This is a genomic window from Pseudomonas sp. H3_E04 (assembly GCF_054668915.1).
On record NZ_CP162797.1, the window covers coordinates 1,823,770 to 1,844,035 of the forward strand.

18 protein-coding genes are annotated in these 20,266 nt (G+C 61.4%); 12 read left to right on the forward strand and 6 right to left on the reverse strand.

Annotation, left to right across the window (positions count from 1 at the left end):
• Positions 1-119 precede the first annotated feature (119 nt).
• The 3 genes from AB4N53_RS08110 to AB4N53_RS08120 form a co-directional block, all read right to left on the reverse strand.
• Positions 120-1,700: an aldehyde dehydrogenase (NADP(+)) gene (locus AB4N53_RS08110; protein ID WP_460119665.1), complete on the reverse strand. Its 1,581-nt coding sequence runs from the start codon at positions 1,698-1,700 to the stop codon at positions 120-122.
• A gap of 9 nt (positions 1,701-1,709) precedes the next feature.
• Positions 1,710-2,702 (reverse strand): AraD1 family protein, encoded by a 993-nt coding sequence (araD1, locus tag AB4N53_RS08115; RefSeq protein ID WP_130911255.1) that lies wholly within the window; start codon positions 2,700-2,702, stop codon positions 1,710-1,712.
• Between the two features lie 143 nt (positions 2,703-2,845).
• Positions 2,846-4,168: an MFS transporter gene (locus AB4N53_RS08120; RefSeq protein ID WP_042606778.1), complete on the reverse strand. Its 1,323-nt coding sequence runs from the start codon at positions 4,166-4,168 to the stop codon at positions 2,846-2,848.
• A gap of 192 nt (positions 4,169-4,360) precedes the next feature.
• Between AB4N53_RS08120 and AB4N53_RS08125 the strand changes: the two genes are divergently transcribed.
• Positions 4,361-6,097 carry an IlvD/Edd family dehydratase gene (locus AB4N53_RS08125; protein ID WP_415762240.1) on the forward strand — a complete coding sequence of 579 codons (1,737 nt, stop codon included), beginning with the start codon at positions 4,361-4,363 and terminating at the stop codon, positions 6,095-6,097.
• 187 nt (positions 6,098-6,284) lie between these two features.
• Complete coding sequence (locus AB4N53_RS08130) at positions 6,285-7,004, forward strand: FadR/GntR family transcriptional regulator (RefSeq protein ID WP_016775009.1); 720 nt, start codon at positions 6,285-6,287, stop codon at positions 7,002-7,004.
• Positions 7,005-7,184: 180 nt separating this feature from the next.
• On the opposite strand, the gene AB4N53_RS08135 is transcribed toward AB4N53_RS08130, so the two are convergent.
• Entirely contained in the window at positions 7,185-9,569 is a 2,385-nt protein-coding gene (locus AB4N53_RS08135; protein WP_024013186.1) for an efflux RND transporter permease subunit, read from the reverse strand.
• Positions 9,566-10,609 (reverse strand): WD40/YVTN/BNR-like repeat-containing protein, encoded by a 1,044-nt coding sequence (locus AB4N53_RS08140; protein ID WP_460119668.1) that lies wholly within the window; start codon positions 10,607-10,609, stop codon positions 9,566-9,568. Before AB4N53_RS08140 ends, AB4N53_RS08135 begins: the two co-directional genes overlap by 4 nt.
• Before the next feature lie 462 nt (positions 10,610-11,071).
• Here AB4N53_RS08140 and AB4N53_RS08145 point away from each other — a divergent pair, with 462 nt between their 5' ends.
• The 7 genes from AB4N53_RS08145 to AB4N53_RS08175 all read left to right on the forward strand — a co-directional run bounded on the left by AB4N53_RS08145 (position 11,072) and on the right by AB4N53_RS08175 (position 16,411).
• Positions 11,072-11,662 carry an amino acid synthesis family protein gene (locus tag AB4N53_RS08145; RefSeq protein ID WP_007968626.1) on the forward strand — a complete coding sequence of 197 codons (591 nt, stop codon included), beginning with the start codon at positions 11,072-11,074 and terminating at the stop codon, positions 11,660-11,662.
• A 31-nt stretch (positions 11,663-11,693) separates the two neighbouring features.
• Positions 11,694-12,527 (forward strand): alpha/beta fold hydrolase, encoded by an 834-nt coding sequence (locus AB4N53_RS08150; RefSeq protein WP_129999509.1) that lies wholly within the window; start codon positions 11,694-11,696, stop codon positions 12,525-12,527.
• The gene (locus AB4N53_RS08155) at positions 12,524-14,005 is read left to right on the forward strand and encodes an aldehyde dehydrogenase (protein WP_353187616.1); all 1,482 of its coding nucleotides are present in this window, start codon (positions 12,524-12,526) and stop codon (positions 14,003-14,005) included. Before AB4N53_RS08150 ends, AB4N53_RS08155 begins: the two co-directional genes overlap by 4 nt.
• Positions 14,006-14,017: 12 nt before the next feature.
• Complete coding sequence (locus AB4N53_RS08160; RefSeq protein WP_460119671.1) at positions 14,018-14,503, forward strand: flavin reductase family protein; 486 nt, start codon at positions 14,018-14,020, stop codon at positions 14,501-14,503.
• Positions 14,504-14,634: 131 nt separating this feature from the next.
• The gene (locus AB4N53_RS08165) at positions 14,635-15,024 is read left to right on the forward strand and encodes a carboxymuconolactone decarboxylase family protein (protein ID WP_024013190.1); all 390 of its coding nucleotides are present in this window, start codon (positions 14,635-14,637) and stop codon (positions 15,022-15,024) included.
• 57 nt (positions 15,025-15,081) lie between these two features.
• Entirely contained in the window at positions 15,082-15,846 is a 765-nt protein-coding gene (locus tag AB4N53_RS08170; RefSeq protein ID WP_016775014.1) for a GntR family transcriptional regulator, read from the forward strand.
• 1 nt (position 15,847) lies between these two features.
• Positions 15,848-16,411 (forward strand): NUDIX hydrolase, encoded by a 564-nt coding sequence (locus AB4N53_RS08175; protein ID WP_024013191.1) that lies wholly within the window; start codon positions 15,848-15,850, stop codon positions 16,409-16,411.
• Between the two features lie 123 nt (positions 16,412-16,534).
• Here AB4N53_RS08175 and AB4N53_RS08180 read toward each other — a convergent pair whose 3' ends face one another.
• The gene (locus AB4N53_RS08180) at positions 16,535-16,831 is read right to left on the reverse strand and encodes a DUF1330 domain-containing protein (protein WP_460119674.1); all 297 of its coding nucleotides are present in this window, start codon (positions 16,829-16,831) and stop codon (positions 16,535-16,537) included.
• Positions 16,832-16,899: 68 nt separating this feature from the next.
• On the opposite strand from AB4N53_RS08180, the gene ribBA reads away from it, so the two are divergent.
• The 3 genes from ribBA to AB4N53_RS08195 all read left to right on the forward strand — a co-directional run bounded on the left by ribBA (position 16,900) and on the right by AB4N53_RS08195 (position 20,260).
• Entirely contained in the window at positions 16,900-18,009 is a 1,110-nt protein-coding gene (gene ribBA / locus AB4N53_RS08185; protein WP_039763890.1) for a bifunctional 3,4-dihydroxy-2-butanone-4-phosphate synthase/GTP cyclohydrolase II, read from the forward strand.
• Positions 18,010-18,329: 320 nt separating this feature from the next.
• On the forward strand, positions 18,330-19,355 hold the full coding sequence (locus tag AB4N53_RS08190; RefSeq protein ID WP_039763888.1) for an ABC transporter substrate-binding protein: 1,026 nt from the start codon (positions 18,330-18,332) through the stop codon (positions 19,353-19,355).
• On the forward strand, positions 19,352-20,260 hold the full coding sequence (locus AB4N53_RS08195) for an ABC transporter permease (RefSeq protein ID WP_460125381.1): 909 nt from the start codon (positions 19,352-19,354) through the stop codon (positions 20,258-20,260). The genes AB4N53_RS08190 and AB4N53_RS08195 overlap by 4 nt, the downstream gene beginning before the upstream one ends.
• The last annotated feature ends 6 nt before the right edge of the window (positions 20,261-20,266 follow it).

A 20,266-nucleotide genomic window follows, 5' to 3' on the forward strand; every position in this document is an offset into this window, starting at 1 on the left:
TGCTGGAACCTCTGTGGGAGCGAGCCTGCTCGCGAAGGCGGTGTGCCAGTTAACAAATAACTGGCAGATAGTCCGCTTTCGCGAGCAGGCTCGCTCCCACAGAGGATTTCCGGTTGGCTTTAGATCGCCTCACGCGATGGCTTGCCATCCACCAAACGCTGAATCCGCAGCGGGTTGGCGTTTTTCAGTGGCTCGGGCAGCAAGCTGTCCGGGTAGTTCTGGAAGCACACCGGGCGCAGGAAGCGATCGATCGCCAGCGTGCCCACCGACGTGCCGCGCGCATCGGACGTCGCCGGGTACGGCCCGCCGTGCACCATCGAATCGCACACTTCGACACCGGTCGGATAACCGTTGAGCAGGATGCGCCCGACCTTCTGTTCCAGCAGTGGCGTCAGTTCAGCGAACTGCTCGAAGTCAGACGGCTCACCGATGATCGTCGCGGTCAGTTGACCGTGCAGGCCATGCAGCGCCGCGCTGAGTTGTGCCTGATCGGCCACTTCCACTATCACCGTGGTCGGGCCGAACACTTCTTCCTGCAGCACTTCATCGCCGTTGATCAACAGGCTGACATCAGCCTTGAACAACTGCGGCTGCGCCTGATTGCCCTGCTGCGGATTACCGGCCAGATGCTCGATGCCGCTGTGCGCGAGGAGTTTTTCCAGGCCTTTGCCATAGCTGCCGAGGGTGCCGGCGTTGAGCATGGTTTGCGCCGGTTGATCACCGATTGCAGCGGCGACTTGTTGGACAAACGCACTGAACTGCGGTGAGCGAATACCGATGACCAGACCCGGATTGGTGCAGAACTGACCGCAACCCTGCACCACCGAAGCGGTGAGGTCACGCGCGACGGTTTCCGAACGCGTAGCGAGCGCCTGAGGCAGGACGATCACCGGGTTGATGCTCGACATCTCGGCGAACACCGGGATCGGTTGCGGACGTGCGGCAGCCATGTCGCACAAGGCGCGACCGCCCTTCAGCGAGCCAGTGAAGCCAACCGCCTGAATCGCCGGATGCTTGACCAGCCATTCGCCGACGCCGCCACCGTAGATCATGTTGAACACGCCGGCGGGCATGGCGGTTTTTTCTGCGGCACGAATGATCGCGTCGGCGACCAGCTCAGCGGTAGCCATGTGGCCGCTATGGGCCTTGAACACCACCGGGCAACCAGCGGCCAGTGCTGCTGCGGTATCGCCACCGGCAGTGGAGAACGCCAGCGGGAAGTTGCTCGCGCCAAACACGGCGACCGGGCCGAGGCCGATGCGGTATTGGCGCAGATCCGGACGTGGCAGCGGCTGGCGATCCGGCAGCGCCAGATCGATGCGCGCGCCGTAGAAATCACCGCGACGCAAGACTTTGGCGAACAGACGCATCTGCCCGCTGGTGCGACCGCGCTCACCCTGAATACGACCGGCCGGCAGCGCGGTTTCGCGGCAGACCACGGCAACGAAATCATCGCCTAGCGCATCCAGCTCATCGGCGACCGCGTCAAGGAACTGCGCGCGACGTTCGGCGCTGAGGCTGCGATACGTTGGGTAAGCCGCAGCGGCGGCTTTGGCGGCGGCGTCGACTTCTTCGGCCGTGGCCTGAATGAAATCGTGCGGCAGGGCCTCGCCAGTGCTGGCGTCGACCGAGTGCAGTTTGACGCTGCCGGCGGCGCTGCGCTGACCGCCGATGTAGTTGTGACCGAGAATCTGAGTCATGGGATCTCCTTAAAGGGTGCCGATGCTGTCCGGTTCAAAAGCCGCTTTGACCGGTGCGATACCGTTGACCAGCGCAGCGCCGAAGTCGGCCTGGCTGATCTCGAACGTGTCGCCCGGTTGGGTGCGGATGCCGTCGGCAAACGACAGGGTCGCAGTGCCGAAAAAGTGAATGTGCACGTCGCCCGGGCGCAGGAACTGACTGTATTTGAAGTGGTGGTATTCGAGGTTCGCCAGGCTGTGGCACATGTTGGCCTCGCCGCTGAGAAACTCGTTCTGCCAGAGCACTTCGCCGTCACGCAGGATTCGGCTGGTGCCGGCAAGGTGTTGAGGCAATTCACCGGTACGAAGTTCCGGGCCATAACTGCAACTGCGCAATTTAGAGTGCGCGAGGTAGAGGTAATTCTTGCGCTCCATGACGTGGTCGGAGAACTCGTTGCCCACCGCGAAACCGAGGCGATACGGCTTGCCGTCGTTGCCGATGACATACAGGCCGGCCATCTCCGGCTCTTCGCCAGCGTCTTCGGCGAACGGCGGCAGCGGGAACGGCTGCCCCGGACGCACGACAATGCTGCCGTCGCCCTTGTAGAACCATTCCGGTTGCACGCCGGCCTGCCCCGCCGCTGGTTTGCCGCCCTCCACGCCCCATTTGAAAATGCGCATGGTGTCGGTCATTGCCGCTTCATCGCCGGCCTGCTGGTGCATCTTGTCCCGGGCCGAGGCACTGCCCAGATGGGTCAGGCCGGTACCGCTGACCAGCATATGGGCCGGGTCCGGGTGATCGAGTGGCGGCAGGATGCGCAGGTCTTTGAGCAACTGCGCGTAGTCGTGGCTGGCACCGAGGCCGAGGCTTTGCACTTGCTGCTCAAGGGAGCTGCCGGCTTCGATCGCGGCCAGGGCCAGATCACGGACACTGCGGGCGTCCTCGACTTCGCGGACCTGACCGTTGTCGACCACGCCGACACGGCGCTCGCCGTTGGGTAATTCGAATTGAACCAGATGCATGATTTTCTCCTGTTCCATCAAAAACGCCGCTATCCCTGTGGGAGCGAGCCTGCTCGCGAAAGCGGTGTATCAGTCACCAACAGTGTTGAATGTGATGGCCTCTTCGCGAGCAGGCTCGCTCCCACAGGGGCCAGTGTTGTCAGTCAAGTGCGGGTCGCGCCACGGGCGCTGGCGGCGAACTGGTCGACGGGCAACACGTGTTTGCGTTCCAGCACGCGATAAACGATGCCGGTCAGAATCAGCCCGAACACCATCACGCCCGAGAGGAAATACAGCCCCGAAGCCAGGTTGCCGGTGTACTCCTTCAATGCGCCGATCACGAACGGCCCGATGTAACCGCCGAGGTTGCCCACCGAGTTGATCAAGGCAATTCCCGCTGCGGCACTCGCGCCGGCAAAGAAGCGCCCTGGCAAAGTCCAGAACACCGCAGTGCACGAGAACAAGGCAAACGCCACCAGACACAGCGCCGCCAGTTGCGCTACCGGCATCGACAGCCAGGCACTGAGGAACAGGCCCAGCGCACCGAGCACATAGAGCACCGCCAAGTGGCCGTAGCGATCATTCAAACGATCGGAGCTGCGCGGAATGATCAGCAGGCCGATGATCCCGAAAATGTACGGCACCGAAGAAACGAACCCGGTAACCAGGTCGCTGCCGCCAAACTGTTTGATCAACGTCGGCAGCCACAGGCCGAGGCCATAAATGCTCAGGGTCACTGGCAGATAGAACAGCGCCAGCAGCAACACGCGTTTGTCTTTCAGTGCATGCAATGGGTTGCCGTGACGGGTCTGACCGTATTCCTGCAAGTCCTTTTTCAGCTCGCCGGTCAGCCAGTCTTTTTCCGCCTGATCCATCCACTTTACTTGCTGCGGGCCGTCCGGCAGCCACCGCAGGACCGGCCATGTCAGCAGGATCGCCGGGGTGCCAATGACGATGAACAGCCACTGCCAGCCGTGCAGACCAAGGATGCCGTCCATGCCCAGCAAACCGCCGGACACGGGACCGGTGATCATCATTGCGATCGGTTGCGACAGGATGAACAGGCCAAGGATCTTGCCGCGATGGCGCACCGGGAACCACTGGGTGATGTAGTACAGCACGCCGGGGAAGAAGCCCGCCTCGGCCGCGCCGAGCAGAAAGCGCATCACATAGAAGCTGTGCGGCCCTTGCACGAAGGCCATGCCGATGGTGATCGCGCCCCAGGTGATCATGATCCGCGCGAACCAGCGCCGCGCGCCGAAGCGTTCGAGCATCAGGTTGCTGGGGATTTCCAGAAGAAAGTAACCGATGAAAAACAGCCCGGCACCGAGGCCGTAGGCGGCGTCGCCGATGCCAATGTCGGCGCCCATGTGCAGCTTGGCGAAGCCGACGGCGGAGCGATCCACATAGGCGATCAGGTACAGCAGGATCAGGAAGGGAATCAGTTTCAGTGTGATGCGCCGGACAAGCCGCAATTCCTGGCTCATGAGATCGGTCTCCGATTGTTGTTTTTATAGAACCTCGGGGGACGCCTCTCGCCAAAACAGCCAGGGCCATCCCTCCGTCGAAAACGACTATATAGTAATACTAATTACCCAACAACACTTCCAAAGCGCGGATTTTGAGCTTAGATTAAGCGTCAGCTCGCAAACAATAGTCTTACAATAAGAGAATCGATCATGTCTGATAAGAAACCCACCCTGCGCTCCGCCCAATGGTTTGGCACGGCCGACAAGAACGGCTTCATGTACCGCAGCTGGATGAAGAATCAGGGCATCGCCGACCACCAGTTCCACGGCAAGCCGATCATCGGCATCTGTAACACCTGGTCGGAACTGACTCCGTGCAACGCGCACTTCCGCCAGATCGCGGAGCACGTCAAACGCGGGGTGATCGAGGCCGGTGGTTTTCCGGTGGAATTCCCGGTGTTCTCCAACGGCGAATCGAACCTGCGCCCGACCGCCATGCTCACCCGCAACCTCGCGAGCATGGACGTTGAAGAAGCGATTCGCGGTAACCCGATCGACGGCGTAGTGCTGCTCACCGGTTGCGACAAAACCACTCCGGCACTGTTGATGGGCGCGGCCAGTTGCGACGTGCCGGCCATCGTCGTCACCGGCGGGCCAATGCTCAACGGCAAGCACAAGGGCAAGGACATCGGCTCGGGCACCGTGGTCTGGCAGCTCAGCGAACAGGTCAAGGCCGGCACCATCACCATCGATGACTTCCTCGCAGCCGAGGGCGGCATGTCGCGTTCGGCGGGCACCTGCAACACCATGGGCACCGCGTCGACCATGGCGTGCATGGCTGAAGCGCTGGGCACTTCGCTGCCGCACAACGCGGCGATTCCGGCCGTCGATGCGCGCCGTTATGTGCTGGCGCACATGTCCGGCATGCGTGCGGTGGAGATGGTGCGTGAAGACCTGAAACTGTCGAAGATCCTCACCAAGGAAGCCTTCGAAAACGCCATCCGTGTTAACGCCGCCATCGGTGGTTCGACCAACGCCGTGATCCACTTGAAAGCCATCGCCGGGCGCATCGGCGTCGAGCTCGATCTGGACGACTGGACCCGCATCGGTCGCGGCATGCCGACCATCGTCGACCTGCAACCGTCCGGGCGTTTCCTGATGGAAGAGTTCTACTACGCCGGTGGTTTGCCAGCGGTACTGCGCCGCCTCGGTGAGGCCAATCTGATCCCCAACCCGAACGCACTGACCGTCAATGGCAAGTCCATCGGCGAGAACACCAAGGACGCGCCGATCTACGGCGAAGACCAAGTGATCCGCACCCTCGACAATCCGATTCGCGCCGACGGCGGCATCTGCGTGTTGCGCGGCAATCTGGCGCCGCTGGGTGCGGTGCTCAAGCCCTCCGCCGCCACTGCTGAACTGATGCAGCATCGCGGCCGCGCCGTGGTGTTCGAGAACTTCGACATGTACAAGGCGCGGATCAACGATCCGGAGCTGGACGTCGATAAGGATTCGATTCTGGTGATGAAGAACTGCGGGCCGAAGGGTTATCCGGGCATGGCCGAAGTCGGCAACATGGGCTTGCCGGCCAAGCTGTTGGCAGAAGGCGTGACCGACATGGTGCGTATTTCTGACGCACGCATGAGCGGCACCGCGTATGGCACGGTGGTTCTGCACGTCGCCCCGGAAGCGGCAGCGGGCGGACCATTGGCGGCGGTGCAGGAAGGCGACTGGATCGAACTCGATTGCGCCAGTGGCCGTCTGCATTTGGACATTCCCGACGCTGAACTGGCCGCGCGCATGGCCGATCTGCAAGCCCCGCAGCAATTGCTGGTGGGCGGTTATCGTCAGCTGTACATCGACCACGTGCTGCAGGCGGATCAGGGTTGCGACTTTGACTTCCTGGTGGGCTGCCGAGGTGCCGAGGTTCCGCGTCACTCTCACTAACAGCGCAATTCCCCTGTGGGAGCGAGCCTGGTCGCGAAGAGGGAGTGTCAGTCGACATCTATTTGACTGATATGCCGCCTTCGCGAGCAGGCTCGCTCCCACAGTTGCTTTTGCGTATCGCCTCAAATCTGTGCCGTGCCTGCTATGATGCGCGGCATCTCCATCGCTCAGGATCGCGCCACTCCCCATGGATTACCGCAAACCTTCCGACCGTAAAAGCATGCACTCGCGCATCGTCCAGGAACTGGGCATGCAGATCGTCTCCGGACGCTTTTTGCCCGACGACAAACTGCCCGCCGAAGCCCTGCTGTGCGAGGAGTACGCGGTCAGTCGACCGGTGTTGCGCGAAGCGACTCGAGTGCTGGTGGCCAAGGGGCTGGTGTATTCCAAACCGCGCGTGGGCACAGTCGTCAAGGCGCGCCGCGAATGGCACATGCTCGACCCGGACGTGCTGCACTGGCTGATGCAAAGCAGCCCGCAGAATGAATTTTTCAACGTCCTGACCAGTGTGCGCAGCATCATCGAACCGGCCGCCGCCGCCCTCGCCGCTCAGCATGCAACCGATGCCGACATCGCCGCGATCAACGAAGCCTACCAACGCATGGAAGCCGCGCCGACCCCGGAAGCGCTGTTGCAGCCGGACCTGGACTTCCACAGCCGCATCGCCGATGCCACGCACAATGACCTGCTGGCGAACCTGTGCAACATGTTGGCGGTAGCGATCGCCGAGGCGTTGAAGCATTCCAATCAACGGCCGAATCTGCATGAACTGGCGTTGCCCAGGCATAAGGCGATTCTGACGGCGATTGAAAATCGGGATGCCTTGGGGGCCCGGCATGCGACGCTGGTGCAGCTGGATGATGCGCGCAGTGCGTTGAGTGTGGTGCTGGGTGCTGAGCTCACTTAGCGCTGAGATCGCCCTGTGGGAGCGAGCCTGCTCGCGAAAGCGGTCTGCCTGTGACATGTGTGCTGTCTGACACTCTGCCTTCGCGAGCAGGCTCGCTCCCACAGGAAATCGGCGCAAGGTTCAAAAATAACAAAGCCGCAACCCCTCAAGGTTGCGGCTTTGTCGTTTCAGCCTGTCAGATCAATGGGCAAACAACGAGTTACCCTTCTGCCCCGCCAGCTTCTCAGGCTTGATAAGGAACTTCGCCAGCGCTGGCAGCAGCCACAGCGCACCGAACATGTTCCACAGCAGCATGAAGGTCAGCATCAGGCCCATGTCGGCCTGGAACTTGATCGCCGAGAAGATCCAGGTGCACACGCCGATCGCCAGGCACAGGCCGGTGAACAGCACCGCTTTACCGGTGGACTTCAGCGTCTGGTAATAGGCTTCCTGCAACGGCAGCCCGGCACGCAGGAAACTTTCCAGGCGGCTATAGATGTAGATGCCGTAATCCACACCAATCCCCACGCCCAGCGCCACCACCGGCAGCGTCGCGACTTTCACACCGATGCCCATGAACGCCATCAGAGCGTTGCCGAGCACCGAGGTCAGCACCAGCGGCAGGACGATGCACAGCGTCGCCGCCCACGAACGGAAGGTGATCATGCACATCACCGCCACGCAGATGTACACCAGAATCAGGATGGTCAGCTCAGCCTGTTTGATAACTTCGTTGGTGGCCGCTTCGATCCCGGCGTTACCGGCAGCGAGGATGAATTCCAGGCCGTCCTTGTTGTTTTCCTTGGCGAACTCCTGCACCGCGTTGACCGCACGATCGAGGGTCTCAGCTTTGTGATCGTTGAGGAACACCAGCACTGGCGCCAGCGAGCAGCTGTTGTTGTACAGGCCATCGGCGCGGGCGATTGAGTTGTTCAGTACGTCGGGGTTGCGCGACAGGGTTTCCCATTTCAGGTTGCCCTCGTTCATGCCCTTGATCATCTGCTTGGACACGGTCACCAGCGAGATCGCCGACTGCACGCCCTCGGTGTTCTGCATTTTCCACATCAGCTGATCGATCGGCGCCATGGCTTCGTAGCGCGAGCACCCTTCGGCCTTGGTCTTGACCATCACCACCAGAACGTCGGAACTGGTCGAGTAATTGCTGATGATGAAGTTGTTGTCCTTGTTGTAGCGCGAGTCCGGACGCAGTTCCGGCGCGCCCTGGTCGAGGTCGCCGATCTTCAGGTTCTGGCTGTACCAGAGCCCGCCACCGAAGGCGATCAGAGCCAGGGCTACTGAAATCGGTGCGACTTTCGGGCTGGCGAAGTTCGACAGCAGACGCCAGAACGGATGTTCGCGGTTGGCGTCCTTCTTGCTCTTGGCAATCGCGCGCTTGCTGATGCCGACATAGGAAATCGCCACCGGCAGCAGAATCAGGTTGGTGAACACGATCACCGCAACGCCGATTGACGCGCCGATAGCCAGTTCACGGATCACCCCGATGTCGATGATCAGCAGGGTAATGAAGCCCACCGCATCGGCCAGAATCGCGATCATCCCCGGCAGGAACAACTGGCGGAAGGTGCGCCGTGCAGCGGTCAGCGCGTTATCGGCCTCGCTGGATTGCAGGGCGATACCGTTGATCTTCTGCACGCCGTGGGAAATACCGATGGCGAAAATCAGGAACGGCACCAGCATCGAATACGGGTCGAGCCCGAAGCCGAAAAAGTGCATCAACCCGAGCTGCCAGACCACTGCCACCAGCGTCGTGCTCAACACCGCAATGGTGCTGCGCAGGCAGTTGGTAAACCACAGCAGCAGAATCAGGGTGATGACGAAGGCGACACCGAAGAACAGCACCACCATCACCAGACCATCGATCAAGTCGCCGACCTTCTTGGCGAAACCGACGATGTGGATCTTGATATTGGGGTTCTGCGCTTCGAATTTGTTGCGGATCTTGTCTTCGAGCTCATGGGAGAACTGGCGATAGTCCAGCGCGAGCAACTTGCCTTGGTCCTGCGGGTCCGGATAGGCCTCCAGCAGTGGGATGTCGACGATGCTCGACTTGAAGTCGTTGGCCACCAGACGCCCGACCTGGCCGGACTTGAGCACGTTGTTGCGCAGCAGATCGAGGCTGTCCTGCGAGCCGTTGTAGCTCTGCGGAATCACTTCGCCGCCAGCGAACCCCTCTTCGGTCACTTCGGTCCAGCGTACGCTCGGGCTCCACAGCGATTTGAGGCCGGAACGATCGACGCCGGAAATGTAGAACACTTCGTCGTTGATCTGGCGCAGGGTCTCCATGTACTCCTTGGAGAAGATGTCGCCGTCGGTGGCTTCCACCGAAATACGCACGGTGTTGCCCAGGTTCGCCAGATCGTTGCGGTGCTCCATCATCTTTTCGATGAAGGGATGCTGCAGCGGGATCATTTTTTCAAAACTGGTCGACGGCCGGATCAGCGTGGCCTGCCAGAACAGGAAAATGCTCACCACCAGGCAGATCAGAATCACGGCCGGGCGGTTGTTGAAGATCAGGCGCTCGAGAACCGTCGCCTTTTCCTGCTGAGGAGTGATCAAGGAAGTCATAGCCCCGCCTTATTGTTATTGGTCTCGGCACCGTTTGGCTGGGTGATGTGCAAACCACCCTGCCCGGTCAGAATCAGGTTGCCGTTGCCGGCGGCGGTGACCGACGACAGCGAAATGCGATCCGGGCGGTTGAACACGCTGAAGGTTTCGCCGTTATCGCTGCTGCTGATCACCGAACCGCCGTTGCCGACGATGACGATCGAGCCGTCTTCCAGCAGCGTGCCGCCAGACAGGCCGAACTCCAGCGCACCACGTGCGGCTTTGAGTTCGACCTGCTCCCAGTTGCTGCCGAAATCGGTGGAGCGATAAAGGTTGCCGCGCAAGCCGTACGCCAGCAGGGTCTGCGGCTGCGCCGTGCCGATCACGCCGAACAGCGAACCTTCGTACGGGCCTTCAAGCTTTTCCCAGGTCTGGCCGTCATCGGCGGAGCGGAACATGCTGCCGGACTCGCCGACGATGAACAGCCCGGCGTCTTTCACATAGGCGATGGCGTTGAGGTGGAACTGGTCTTCGTTGTCGAGGCGATCGCTGACGTCTTCCCAGTGCTTGCCGCCGTCGGCGGTTTCCAGCAGCGTGCCGTAGGCGCCCACGGCAAAGCCGCTGCTGGCGTCCTTGAACCAGACGTCGAGCAGCGGCGATTCGCGTGCAAGGTCTTCGAATTGCTTGGTCCAGGTCAGACCGCCGTCTGCACTGGCGAGAATCTGCGCGTCGTGGCCCACGGCCCAACCGTTTTTGTCGTCGACGAAATACACGGCTGTGAGCAGTTGCCGCGTCGGCACCTTGGCCTGGGTCCAGGTCTTGCCCTGGTCATCGGAATAGACGATGTGCCCGCGATCGCCGACCGCGACCAGACGCGCGCCAGCATGGACGACATCGAGAATCAGGCTTTTCGCGGCCTTGGCCGATTCGGTGGCATAGACCACGTCAGCCGGGGCCTCGGCGGCAATCACGGGTGCCGATAACGTGGCAAAGCCCAGCAGCGAGAGTGCTGTGGCCAGCAACGCGGTGTTGCGTAACGCCGGCGGGCGGCAACGACTCATAGACCTTCCCCTATTTATTATTGTTGGGCCATCGGGCCTTCAAGGGCGCCGCAAGGGTGCTCGGCTAGTGGCAGATCAGAAGCATAGTCCTGAAACCCGCAATCCAGAGCCCCTTCGGAAGCTGGCTCATCCTATCGGGCTTTGCAAATGTCTGACAATCGGCGCCACGTTATCTTTTGTTAACCGGCATCAGCCTCGCTTGGCCTGCGGTTTCCATTGTGGGAGGGGGCTTGCTCCCGAATGCGATGTGTCAGCCACCAGAGACGTTGCCTGATACACCGCTTTCGGGAGCAAGCCCCCTCCCACAGGGTTTCAGGCTGTCTGGAAGATTGGCAGTAGCAGGTGAATGCGCAGCCATTCGTAGGATGGATGACGCAATTGTTGCGGAGGGGACTTGCAGGATTGGTATTATGGTATACCATCAGACGCACAGACACTCTCAATCCCCCAACGGAGCAGCTCATGAGTTTCGAAATTCGCAAGATCGTCAGCTATGTCGAAGAAACCTTCATCGAAGGCGGCAAGGCTACTGACAAGCCGGTGACCATGGTCGGCCTCGCCGTGGTGATGAAGAACCCGTGGGTGGGCAACGGTTTTGTCGAAGACCTCAAGCCGCAGATCCGCGCCAACTGCTCCGACCTCGGCGCAATGATGGTCGAGCGTCTGGTCGGCATCATCGGCGGTGCCGAGAAGATCGAGGCCTACGGCAAAGCGGCGGTCGTCGGCGCTGACGGCGAGATCGAGCACGCGTCGGCGGTGATCCACACCCTGCGCTTCGGCAACCACTACCGCGAAGCGGTGAAAGCCAAGAGCTACCTGAGCTTCACCAACAAGCGCGGCGGTCCGGGTACTTCGATTCAAATTCCGATGATGCACAAGGACGACGAAGGCCTGCGTTCGCACTACATCACCCTGGAAATGCAGATCGAAGACGCGCCGCGTGCCGACGAAATCGTGGTCGTGCTCGGTTGCGCCGACGGTGGCCGCCTGCACCCGCGCATCGGCAACCGCTACATCGATCTGGAAGAACTGGCTGCCGAAAAAGCCCAGTAATCACAATAAAAAGGCATTGCAGGAGCGCTCCATGATTCGGCTCACCGCTGAACTCACCCCGGCTGGCACCAGTTACCTGGCGACCGGCCAAGGCCAGCCCGTGGTTTTGATCCACGGCGTGGGCCTGAACAAAGAAATGTGGGGCGGGCAGATTGTCGGCCTCGCCAGCCAGTACCAGGTAATCGCCTACGACATGCTCGGCCACGGCGCCAGCCCGCGCCCGGCCAGCGGCACCGACCTGCTCGGTTACGCTGATCAGTTGCTCGAGTTGCTCGATCACTTGAACGTGCCGCAGGCGGCGGTGATCGGTTTCTCCATGGGCGGTCTGGTCGCGCGGGCCTTCGCCCTGCATTACCCGGAGCGCCTGCAAAGCCTGGTGGTGCTGAACAGCGTGTTCAACCGCAGCGAAGAACAGCGTGCCGGTGTCATCGCGCGCACTGCGCAGGCTGCCGAACATGGCCCGGACGCCAACGCCGAAGCCGCCCTGTCACGCTGGTTCAGCCGTGAATATCAGGCGGCCAACCCGGCGCAGATCGCCGCGTTGCGCCAGACCCTGGCCAACAATGATCCGCAAGGCTACCTGACCACCTATGAATTGTTCGCCACCCAGGACATGTACCGCGCCGACGACCTGAGCAGCATTCAGGCGCCGACGCTGATCGCCACCGGCGAACTCGACCCCGGCTCGACGCCGGAAATGGCCGAGCAACTGGCCCGGCGCATCCCCGGTGCGAAGGTTGCCGTGCTGCCCGAGCAACGGCATATGATGCCGGTAGAGTCGCCGCGTCTGGTCAACCAGATGCTGCTGGAATTTCTCCAATTCGCACACTCCCGACAAAACCATATAAAGGGGATCGTTGCATGACACTCGCACGCTTCCAGATGTGCATCGGCGGAGACTGGGTCGACGCCCTCTCCGGCAAGACCTTCGAAAGCCTCAACCCGGCCTCCGCGCAAGCCTGGGCGCAATTGCCCGACGCCGATGAAGCGGACGTCGAACGCGCCGTGCAAGCAGCGCAAACGGCCTTCGACAGCCCGGCGTGGCGGGGTCTGACCGCCACCGCGCGGGGGAAATTGCTGCGTCGCCTCGGCGATCTGATCGCAGAAAACAAGGAACACCTGGCGCAGCTGGAAAGCCGCGACAACGGCAAGCTGATCCGCGAAACCCGTGGCCAGGTCAGCTATCTGCCGGAGTTCTTCCACTACACCGCAGGCCTGGCCGACAAACTGGAAGGCGGCACCCTGCCGCTGGACAAGCCCGACCTGTTTGCCTACACCGTGCACGAAGCCATGGGTGTGGTTGCCGCGATCATTCCGTGGAACAGCCCGCTGTACCTGACCGCGATCAAACTGGCCCCGGCCCTGGCCGCCGGCAACACGATTGTGATCAAGCCGTCCGAGCACGCCTCGGCGACCATTCTCGAGCTGGCACGCCTGGCCCTCGAAGCCGGGATACCGCCGGGCGTGGTCAACGTCGTCACCGGCTACGGCCCGAGCACTGGCGCCGCCCTCACCCGTCATCCGCTGATCCGCAAGATCGCCTTCACCGGCGGCGCGGCCACGGCACGGCATGTGGTGCGCAGCAGCGCCGAGAACTTCGCCAAGCTGTCGCTGGAGCTGGGCGGCAAGTCGCCGAACATCATTTTTGCCGACGCCGATCTCGACAGCGCGATCAACGGCGCGATTGCCGGAATCTACGCGGCGTCCGGGCAGAGCTGCGTGTCCGGTTCGCGCTTGTTGGTGCAGGACGAAATCTACGACGAGTTCGTCAATCGCCTGGTCGAGCGCGCCCAGCGCATCCGCATCGGCAACCCGCAGGAAGACCACAGTGAAATGGGGCCGATGGCCACCGCGCAGCAACTGGCGGTGGTCGAAGGTCTGGTCGCCGATGCCATCGCCGAGGGCGCGCGGTTGCGCACCGGTGGCAAGCGTCCGGCGGATCTCGGCGAAGGCTGGTTCTACGAGCCGACGCTGTTCGAGTGCGACCGCAATTCGATGAAGATCATGCAGGAAGAAGTCTTCGGCCCGGTGGCTTCGGTGATTCGTTTCAAAGACGAAGCCGAAGCGCTAGCGATCGCCAACGACTCGCAGTTCGGCCTCGCTGCCGGCATCTGGACCCGCGACCTCGGTCGCGCCCATCGTCTGGCGCGTGATGTGCGCTCGGGGATTATCTGGGTCAACACTTACCGCGCAGTGTCGGCGATGGCGCCGATCGGCGGCTTCAAGAACAGTGGCTATGGACGCGAAAGCGGCATCGACTCGGTGCTGGCCTACACCGAACTGAAAACGGTGTGGATCAACCTCTCCCAGGCGCCAATGCCTGATCCGTTTGTGATGCGCTAGGAGTCCTGCGAAATGATCGAACCCGGCATTTACAAAGACGTCATGAGCTCGTTTCCGTCCGGCGTCACGGTGGTTACCACCCTCGACCCGGATGGCGGCATCGTCGGTATCACCGCCAGCGCGTTCAGCGCGCTGTCGATCGACCCGGCGCTGGTGCTGTTCTGCCCCAACTACGCGTCCGACACCTACCCGGTCCTGCGCGACAGCAAGAAATTCGCCATCCACTTGCTCTCCGCCGAGCAGACCGCCGAAGCCTACGCGTTCGCCGGCAAGGGCAAGGAAAAGGCCAAGGGTATCGAGTGGCACCTGAGCGATCTGGGCAACCCGATTCTGGCCAAGGCCACGGCGATCATCGAGTGCGAATTGTGGCGTGAATACGACGGTGGCGATCACGCGATCATAGTCGGCGCAGTGAAGAACCTGATCCTGCCCGAGCAGCCGGTGACGCCGATGATTTACCACAAGGGCAAGTTGGGCGCGTTGCCGCCGCTTACCTGAGAGCAATGCAAAACCTGTGGGAGCGGGCTTGCTCGCGAATGCGGTAGATCATGCAACATGGATGTCGACTGACACGACGCTTTCGCGAGCAAGCCCGCTCCCACAGAGGAATTGTGGTGATTGGAGGAATGATGAGTAACGAAAAGTACGAAAAAGGCCTGCAGATCCGCACGCAGGTATTGGGCGAAGCCTACGTGCAGCGCTCGATAGAGAACGCCGACGATTTCACCCGGCCGCTGCAGGAAATGGTCACCGAATACTGCTGGGGCCATGTCTGGGGCCGTGAGGGTCTGTCGCTCAAAGAGCGCAGCATGATCAACCTGGCGATGATCTCGGCGCTCAACCGCCCGCATGAACTCAAGCTGCATGTGCGTGGCGCCTTGCGTAACGGCCTGAGTCGTGAGCAAATACGCGAAATTCTGCTTCAGGTCGGCATTTATTGCGGCGTTCCGGCGGCCGTGGACAGTTTCCGGCTGGCCCGTGAAGCCTTTGCCGAAGCCGACGCCGAGGCCTCCAGTTAACCCTCGGCTGTTTTGATGCCCGTCTGGCATGGACAGCCAAGCTCAAGAGCGGACCCCATGAAACGCCAGCCACTCGACGACAGCTTCAAGGTCAATCGCAACCCCGTTACCCTGCGCGAAATCGTGCTGGACAAACTGCGTAGCGCGATCATGAATTTCCAGCTCATGCCAGGCGATCGCCTGGTCGAACGCGACCTTTGTGATCGCCTCGGTGTCAGCCGCACTTCGGTGCGCGAAGCCTTGCGTCACCTTGAATCCGAAGGCCTGGTGGAATTCGCCGACGCCAAAGGCCCGCGCGTAGCCATCATCACCCTCGACGACGCTGTCGATATCTACGAATTGCGTTGCGTACTCGAAGGCCTGATCGTCCAGCTGTTCACCCTGCGCGCCAAGGCCAAGGACATCAAAGCCCTGGAAAAAGCCCTCGACGACAACCGCAAGGCGTTGAAGGACGGCGAGCTGCAACAGGTGATCGACTCGGTGCAGGGCTTCTACGACGTGCTGCTCGAAGGCTCGGGCAACCATGTCGCCGCCACCCAATTGCGCCAGTTGCAGGCACGCATCAGCTATCTGCGCGCGACCTCGGTCTCCCAGGAAAACCGACGCGGCGCGAGTAATCACGAGATGGAAAAAATGGTCGAGGCGATCAAGAGCGGTGATCCGCTGGCGGCGCATCAGGCGTGTGTCGATCACGTCCGCGCGGCCGCTGCCGTGGCCCTCGACTACCTCAAGCGCAAACAGGAAGAAACCGGCGTCGCCGTCAAAGGCACCCCGGCGATCACCCTGCCGATCGCGCTGAAAGAACCTCGCATAGGTCAATGACATGTTCAGCCCGAGCTTTTGCCCGAAATGCGGTGGCCCTGACCTTGGTCAGCAGACGCCGCCGGGTGATACGCACGAGCGCCTGATGTGCCGCGGCTGCGGCTATATCCACTACGTCAATCCGAAGATCATTGCCGGCTGCATCATCGAGCAGGACGGCAAATACCTCCTGTGCCAACGGGCAATCCCACCACGCCCGGGCACCTGGACGCTGCCGGCCGGCTTCATGGAAAGCGGCGAAACCACCGAGCAGGCGGCGCTTCGCGAAGTCTGGGAAGAAAGCGGCGTGCGCGCGGAAATCGTCTCGCCGTATTCGATCTTCAGCGTGCCAAAGATCAGCGAGGTCTACATCATCTTCCGCGCCATCGCCCTGGAAATCACCGGGCAGTACGGGCCGGAGACCATGGACTACAAGTTCTTCGCCCCTGAAGAGATTCCGTGGGAGCAGATCTACTACCCGGCGATCCGGCAGATTCTCGAGCGCTATATCGAAGAGCGCCAGGCCGGGGTTTACGGGATTTACATGGGTAATGATGACAGCGGCAAGATCCACTTCATGCGCTGATTTCCATCATTGCACTACCCTTGTAGGAGCTGCCGAAGGCTGCGATCTTTTGAATTTGACTTTAAAAGCAAAATCAAAAGATCGCAGCCTTCGGCAGCTCCTACATGGGGCTAGCGGTGTTTCCTAGTTCGGGGCGATGCCTTCTACGATGATGATCTCCGCCCTCGCCCAATCTTCGCGGTAGCTCTTCGCCTCCTGATACGCCGCCGAGCGGTAGCACGCCACGGCCTGTTCGTAGCTCTCGAACTCGATGATCACGGTGCGCTGTGGCGTCTCCCGCCCTTCCAGCGCTTCGCTGCGCCCGCCTCTGGCGACAAACCTGCCGCCGAATGCGGCAATCGCCTGCGGGGTGCGCTGGGTGTATTGGCTGTAGTGCTCGGCATCAGCTATATCCACATGTGCAATCCAGTACGCCTTCATAGTGACCTCTTTGTTGATTTTGTATTATGGTATACCAATATATTTCCAACGAACCCTGAGAGTCCAGCATGGCCTTCAACAGCATCGAAGAAATCATCGAAGATTATCGCCTCGGCAAAATGGTCCTGCTGGTCGATGACGAAGACCGCGAGAACGAAGGCGACCTGCTGCTGGCCGCCGATCGCTGCACACCGGAGGCTATCAGCTTCATGGCCCGCGAGGCACGCGGGCTGATCTGCCTGACCCTGACCGACGAACATTGCCAGCGTCTGGGCCTGGAGCAAATGGTACCCGCCAACGGCAGCGTGTTCAGCACTGCATTTACCGTGTCGATCGAAGCGGCGGTTGGTGTGACCACCGGCATTTCCGCAGCAGATCGCGCGTGCACCGTTGCCGCCGCCGTCGCGCCGAATGCCCGCGCCGAAGATCTGGTGCAGCCAGGCCACATCTTCCCGTTGCGCGCCAAGGAAGGTGGCGTGCTGACCCGCGCCGGGCACACCGAGGCCGGCTGCGACCTGGCGCGTCTGGCCGGTTTCACCCCCGCCTCGGTGATCGTCGAAGTGATGAATGACGATGGCACCATGGCCCGCCGCCCGGATCTGGAGCAGTTCGCGCGCAAGCACGGGATCAAGATCGGCACCATCGCCGACCTGATCCACTATCGCCTGAGCACCGAGCACACCATCGAACGCATCGGTGAACGTGAGCTGCCTACAGTGCATGGCACGTTCCGTTTGATCACTTTCGAGGATCGCATCGAAGGCGGCGTGCACATGGCGATGGTCATGGGCGACTTGCGCCGTGAAGAGCCGACACTGGTGCGCGTGCACGTGATCGATCCGCTGCGCGATCTGGTCGGCGCCGAGTACAGCGGGCCGACGAACTGGACGCTGTGGGCGGCGCTGCAACGGGTCGCGGCGGAGGGCCATGGGGTTGTGGTGGTGCTGGCCAATCATGAATCGTCGCAGGCGTTGCTCGAGCGCGTGCCGCAACTGACCCAGCCGCCACGGCAGTTCAGCCGTTCGCAGTCGCGGATTTATTCCGAGGTCGGGACTGGGGCGCAGATTCTGCAGAACCTGGGGGTGGGCAAGCTGCGCCATCTTGGCCCGCCGCTGAAATATGCCGGCCTGACCGGGTATGACCTTGAGGTGGTTGAAAGCATTCCCTTCAGCGAATAACCCACTTGAAACAACATTCTCTGTGGGAGGGGGCTTGCTCCCGAAGGCGTCCTGTCAGCTGACATCAGTGTTGATTGACCCGACGCATTCGCGAGCAAGCCCGCTCCCACAAGGGATCCGCGCTTCAAACCAAATTCTGTCGAACGACAAAAAGCTTATCCGCCAGATAACCGGTAAGGCAAAGTGCTTGCACAAAGTTTGGAATACCATAATATGATATTCCATAGACCGGACACTCCAAAGAAGCACCCGGCTACTGCTCCCGACAGGCGGGCAACAACGCAAGGCCCGCTCAAAAACACAACAATGAGGGCGTGAACATGGTGTTGAACAAAGCTGCAACCGCGATCTTTTTCGCGGGACTGCTCAGCGTTACCGGCCAGGCTGCAATGGCTGCCGAAAGCGTGAATTTTGTCAGCTGGGGCGGTAGCACCCAGGATGCGCAGAAACAGGCCTGGGCCGATCCGTTCAGCAAGGCCAGCGGCATCACCGTCGTTCAGGACGGGCCGACCGACTACGGCAAACTCAAGGCAATGGTCGAGAGCGGCAACGTGCAGTGGGACGTGGTCGATGTCGAAGCCGATTTCGCCCTGCGCGCCGCCGCCGAAGGCCTGCTCGAACCCCTCGACTTCAAAGTGATCCAGCGCGACAAGATCGATCCGCGCTTCGTCAACGATCACGGCGTCGGTTCGTTCTTCTTCTCCTTTGTTCTCGGTTACAACGAAGGCAAGCTCGGCGCCAACAAGCCGCAGGACTGGAGCGCGCTGTTCGATACCAAGACCTACCCCGGCAAACGCGCCCTGTACAAATGGCCAAGCCCAGGCGTGCTCGAACTGGCGCTGCTGGCCGACGGCGTTGCGGCTGACAAGCTCTACCCGCTGGACCTGGATCGCGCCTTCAAGAAACTCGACACCATCAAGAAAGACATCGTCTGGTGGGGCGGCGGCGCGCAGTCGCAGCAACTGCTGGCGTCCGGCGAAGCGAGCATGGGCCAGTTCTGGAACGGTCGCGTGCACGCCTTGCAGGAAGACGGCGCACCGGTGGGCGTGAGCTGGAAGCAGAACCTGGTCATGGCCGACATTCTGGTCATCCCCAAAGGCTCGAAAAACAAAGACGCAGCGATGAAGTTCCTGGCCAATGCGAGCAGCGCCAAAGGCCAGGCCGACTTCTCCAATCTGACCGCCTACGCCCCGGTCAACCTCGACAGCGTGGAGCGTCTGGATTCGACGCTGGCCCCCAACCTGCCGACGGCTTACGCCAAGGATCAGATCACCCTTGATTTCGCTTACTGGGCCAAAAACGGTCCGGCTATCGCGACACGGTGGAACGAATGGCTGGTCAAATGAAAATCGCGGCCACTGCGCCTCGTCCTTCCACTGCCACCGGGAGCGCCGCCGGCGCTGCCGGTTCGTCCCTCAAGCAACGCTGGCGCGGCGCCGGCAACCTCGCTCCGGCGCTGCTGTTCCTCGGCCTGTTTTTTCTCGCGCCGTTGATTGGCCTGCTGCTGCGCGGTGTGCTGGAACCTGTGCCTGGCCTTGGCAACTACGAACAACTGTTCGCCAACTCGGCGTATGCCCGAGTGCTGCTCAACACCTTTTCGGTGGCCGGGCTGGTAACACTGTTCAGTCTGCTGCTGGGTTTTCCGCTGGCCTGGGCGATCACCCTGGTGCCGCGCGGCTGGGGCCGCTGGATCCTCAACATCGTGCTGCTGTCGATGTGGACCAGCCTGCTCGCCCGCACCTATTCGTGGCTGGTGTTGCTGCAAGCCTCGGGCGTGATCAACAAGGCGCTGATGGCCATGGGCATCATCGATCAGCCGCTGGAAATGGTGCACAACCTCACCGGCGTGGTGATCGGCATGAGTTACATCATGATCCCGTTCATCGTGCTGCCGTTGCAGGCGACCATGCAGGCCATCGACCCGATGATTCTGCAGGCCGGCTCGATCTGCGGTGCCAGTCCGTGGACCAACTTCTTCCGGGTGTTCCTGCCGCTGTGCCGGCCGGGTCTGGCCTCCGGTGGTTTGATGGTGTTCGTGATGTCGCTCGGTTACTACGTCACCCCGGCGCTGCTCGGCGGGGCGCAGAACATGATGCTGCCGGAGTTCATCATTCAGCAGGTGCAATCGTTCCTCAACTGGGGCCTGGCCAGTGCCGGCGCCGCGTTGCTGATCGCCATCACTCTGGTGCTGTTCTACTTCTACCTGAAGCTTCAACCGGAATCCCCGGTTGGCGCCAGCAACGCGAGGTAAGCCGAC

Coding starts and splice junctions, on each gene's coding strand:
- AB4N53_RS08110 (WP_460119665.1), bottom strand. CDS start 1,700: ATGACTCAGATTCTCGGTCACAACTACATCGGCGGTCAGCGCAGCGCC.
- araD1 (WP_130911255.1), bottom strand. CDS start 2,702: ATGCATCTGGTTCAATTCGAATTACCCAACGGCGAGCGCCGTGTCGGC.
- AB4N53_RS08120 (WP_042606778.1), bottom strand. CDS start 4,168: ATGAGCCAGGAATTGCGGCTTGTCCGGCGCATCACACTGAAACTGATT.
- AB4N53_RS08125 (WP_415762240.1), top strand. CDS start 4,361: ATGTCTGATAAGAAACCCACCCTGCGCTCCGCCCAATGGTTTGGCACG.
- AB4N53_RS08130 (WP_016775009.1), top strand. CDS start 6,285: ATGGATTACCGCAAACCTTCCGACCGTAAAAGCATGCACTCGCGCATC.
- AB4N53_RS08135 (WP_024013186.1), bottom strand. CDS start 9,569: ATGACTTCCTTGATCACTCCTCAGCAGGAAAAGGCGACGGTTCTCGAG.
- AB4N53_RS08140 (WP_460119668.1), bottom strand. CDS start 10,609: ATGAGTCGTTGCCGCCCGCCGGCGTTACGCAACACCGCGTTGCTGGCC.
- AB4N53_RS08145 (WP_007968626.1), top strand. CDS start 11,072: ATGAGTTTCGAAATTCGCAAGATCGTCAGCTATGTCGAAGAAACCTTC.
- AB4N53_RS08150 (WP_129999509.1), top strand. CDS start 11,694: ATGATTCGGCTCACCGCTGAACTCACCCCGGCTGGCACCAGTTACCTG.
- AB4N53_RS08155 (WP_353187616.1), top strand. CDS start 12,524: ATGACACTCGCACGCTTCCAGATGTGCATCGGCGGAGACTGGGTCGAC.
- AB4N53_RS08160 (WP_460119671.1), top strand. CDS start 14,018: ATGATCGAACCCGGCATTTACAAAGACGTCATGAGCTCGTTTCCGTCC.
- AB4N53_RS08165 (WP_024013190.1), top strand. CDS start 14,635: ATGAGTAACGAAAAGTACGAAAAAGGCCTGCAGATCCGCACGCAGGTA.
- AB4N53_RS08170 (WP_016775014.1), top strand. CDS start 15,082: ATGAAACGCCAGCCACTCGACGACAGCTTCAAGGTCAATCGCAACCCC.
- AB4N53_RS08175 (WP_024013191.1), top strand. CDS start 15,848: ATGTTCAGCCCGAGCTTTTGCCCGAAATGCGGTGGCCCTGACCTTGGT.
- AB4N53_RS08180 (WP_460119674.1), bottom strand. CDS start 16,831: ATGAAGGCGTACTGGATTGCACATGTGGATATAGCTGATGCCGAGCAC.
- ribBA (WP_039763890.1), top strand. CDS start 16,900: ATGGCCTTCAACAGCATCGAAGAAATCATCGAAGATTATCGCCTCGGC.
- AB4N53_RS08190 (WP_039763888.1), top strand. CDS start 18,330: ATGGTGTTGAACAAAGCTGCAACCGCGATCTTTTTCGCGGGACTGCTC.
- AB4N53_RS08195 (WP_460125381.1), top strand. CDS start 19,352: ATGAAAATCGCGGCCACTGCGCCTCGTCCTTCCACTGCCACCGGGAGC.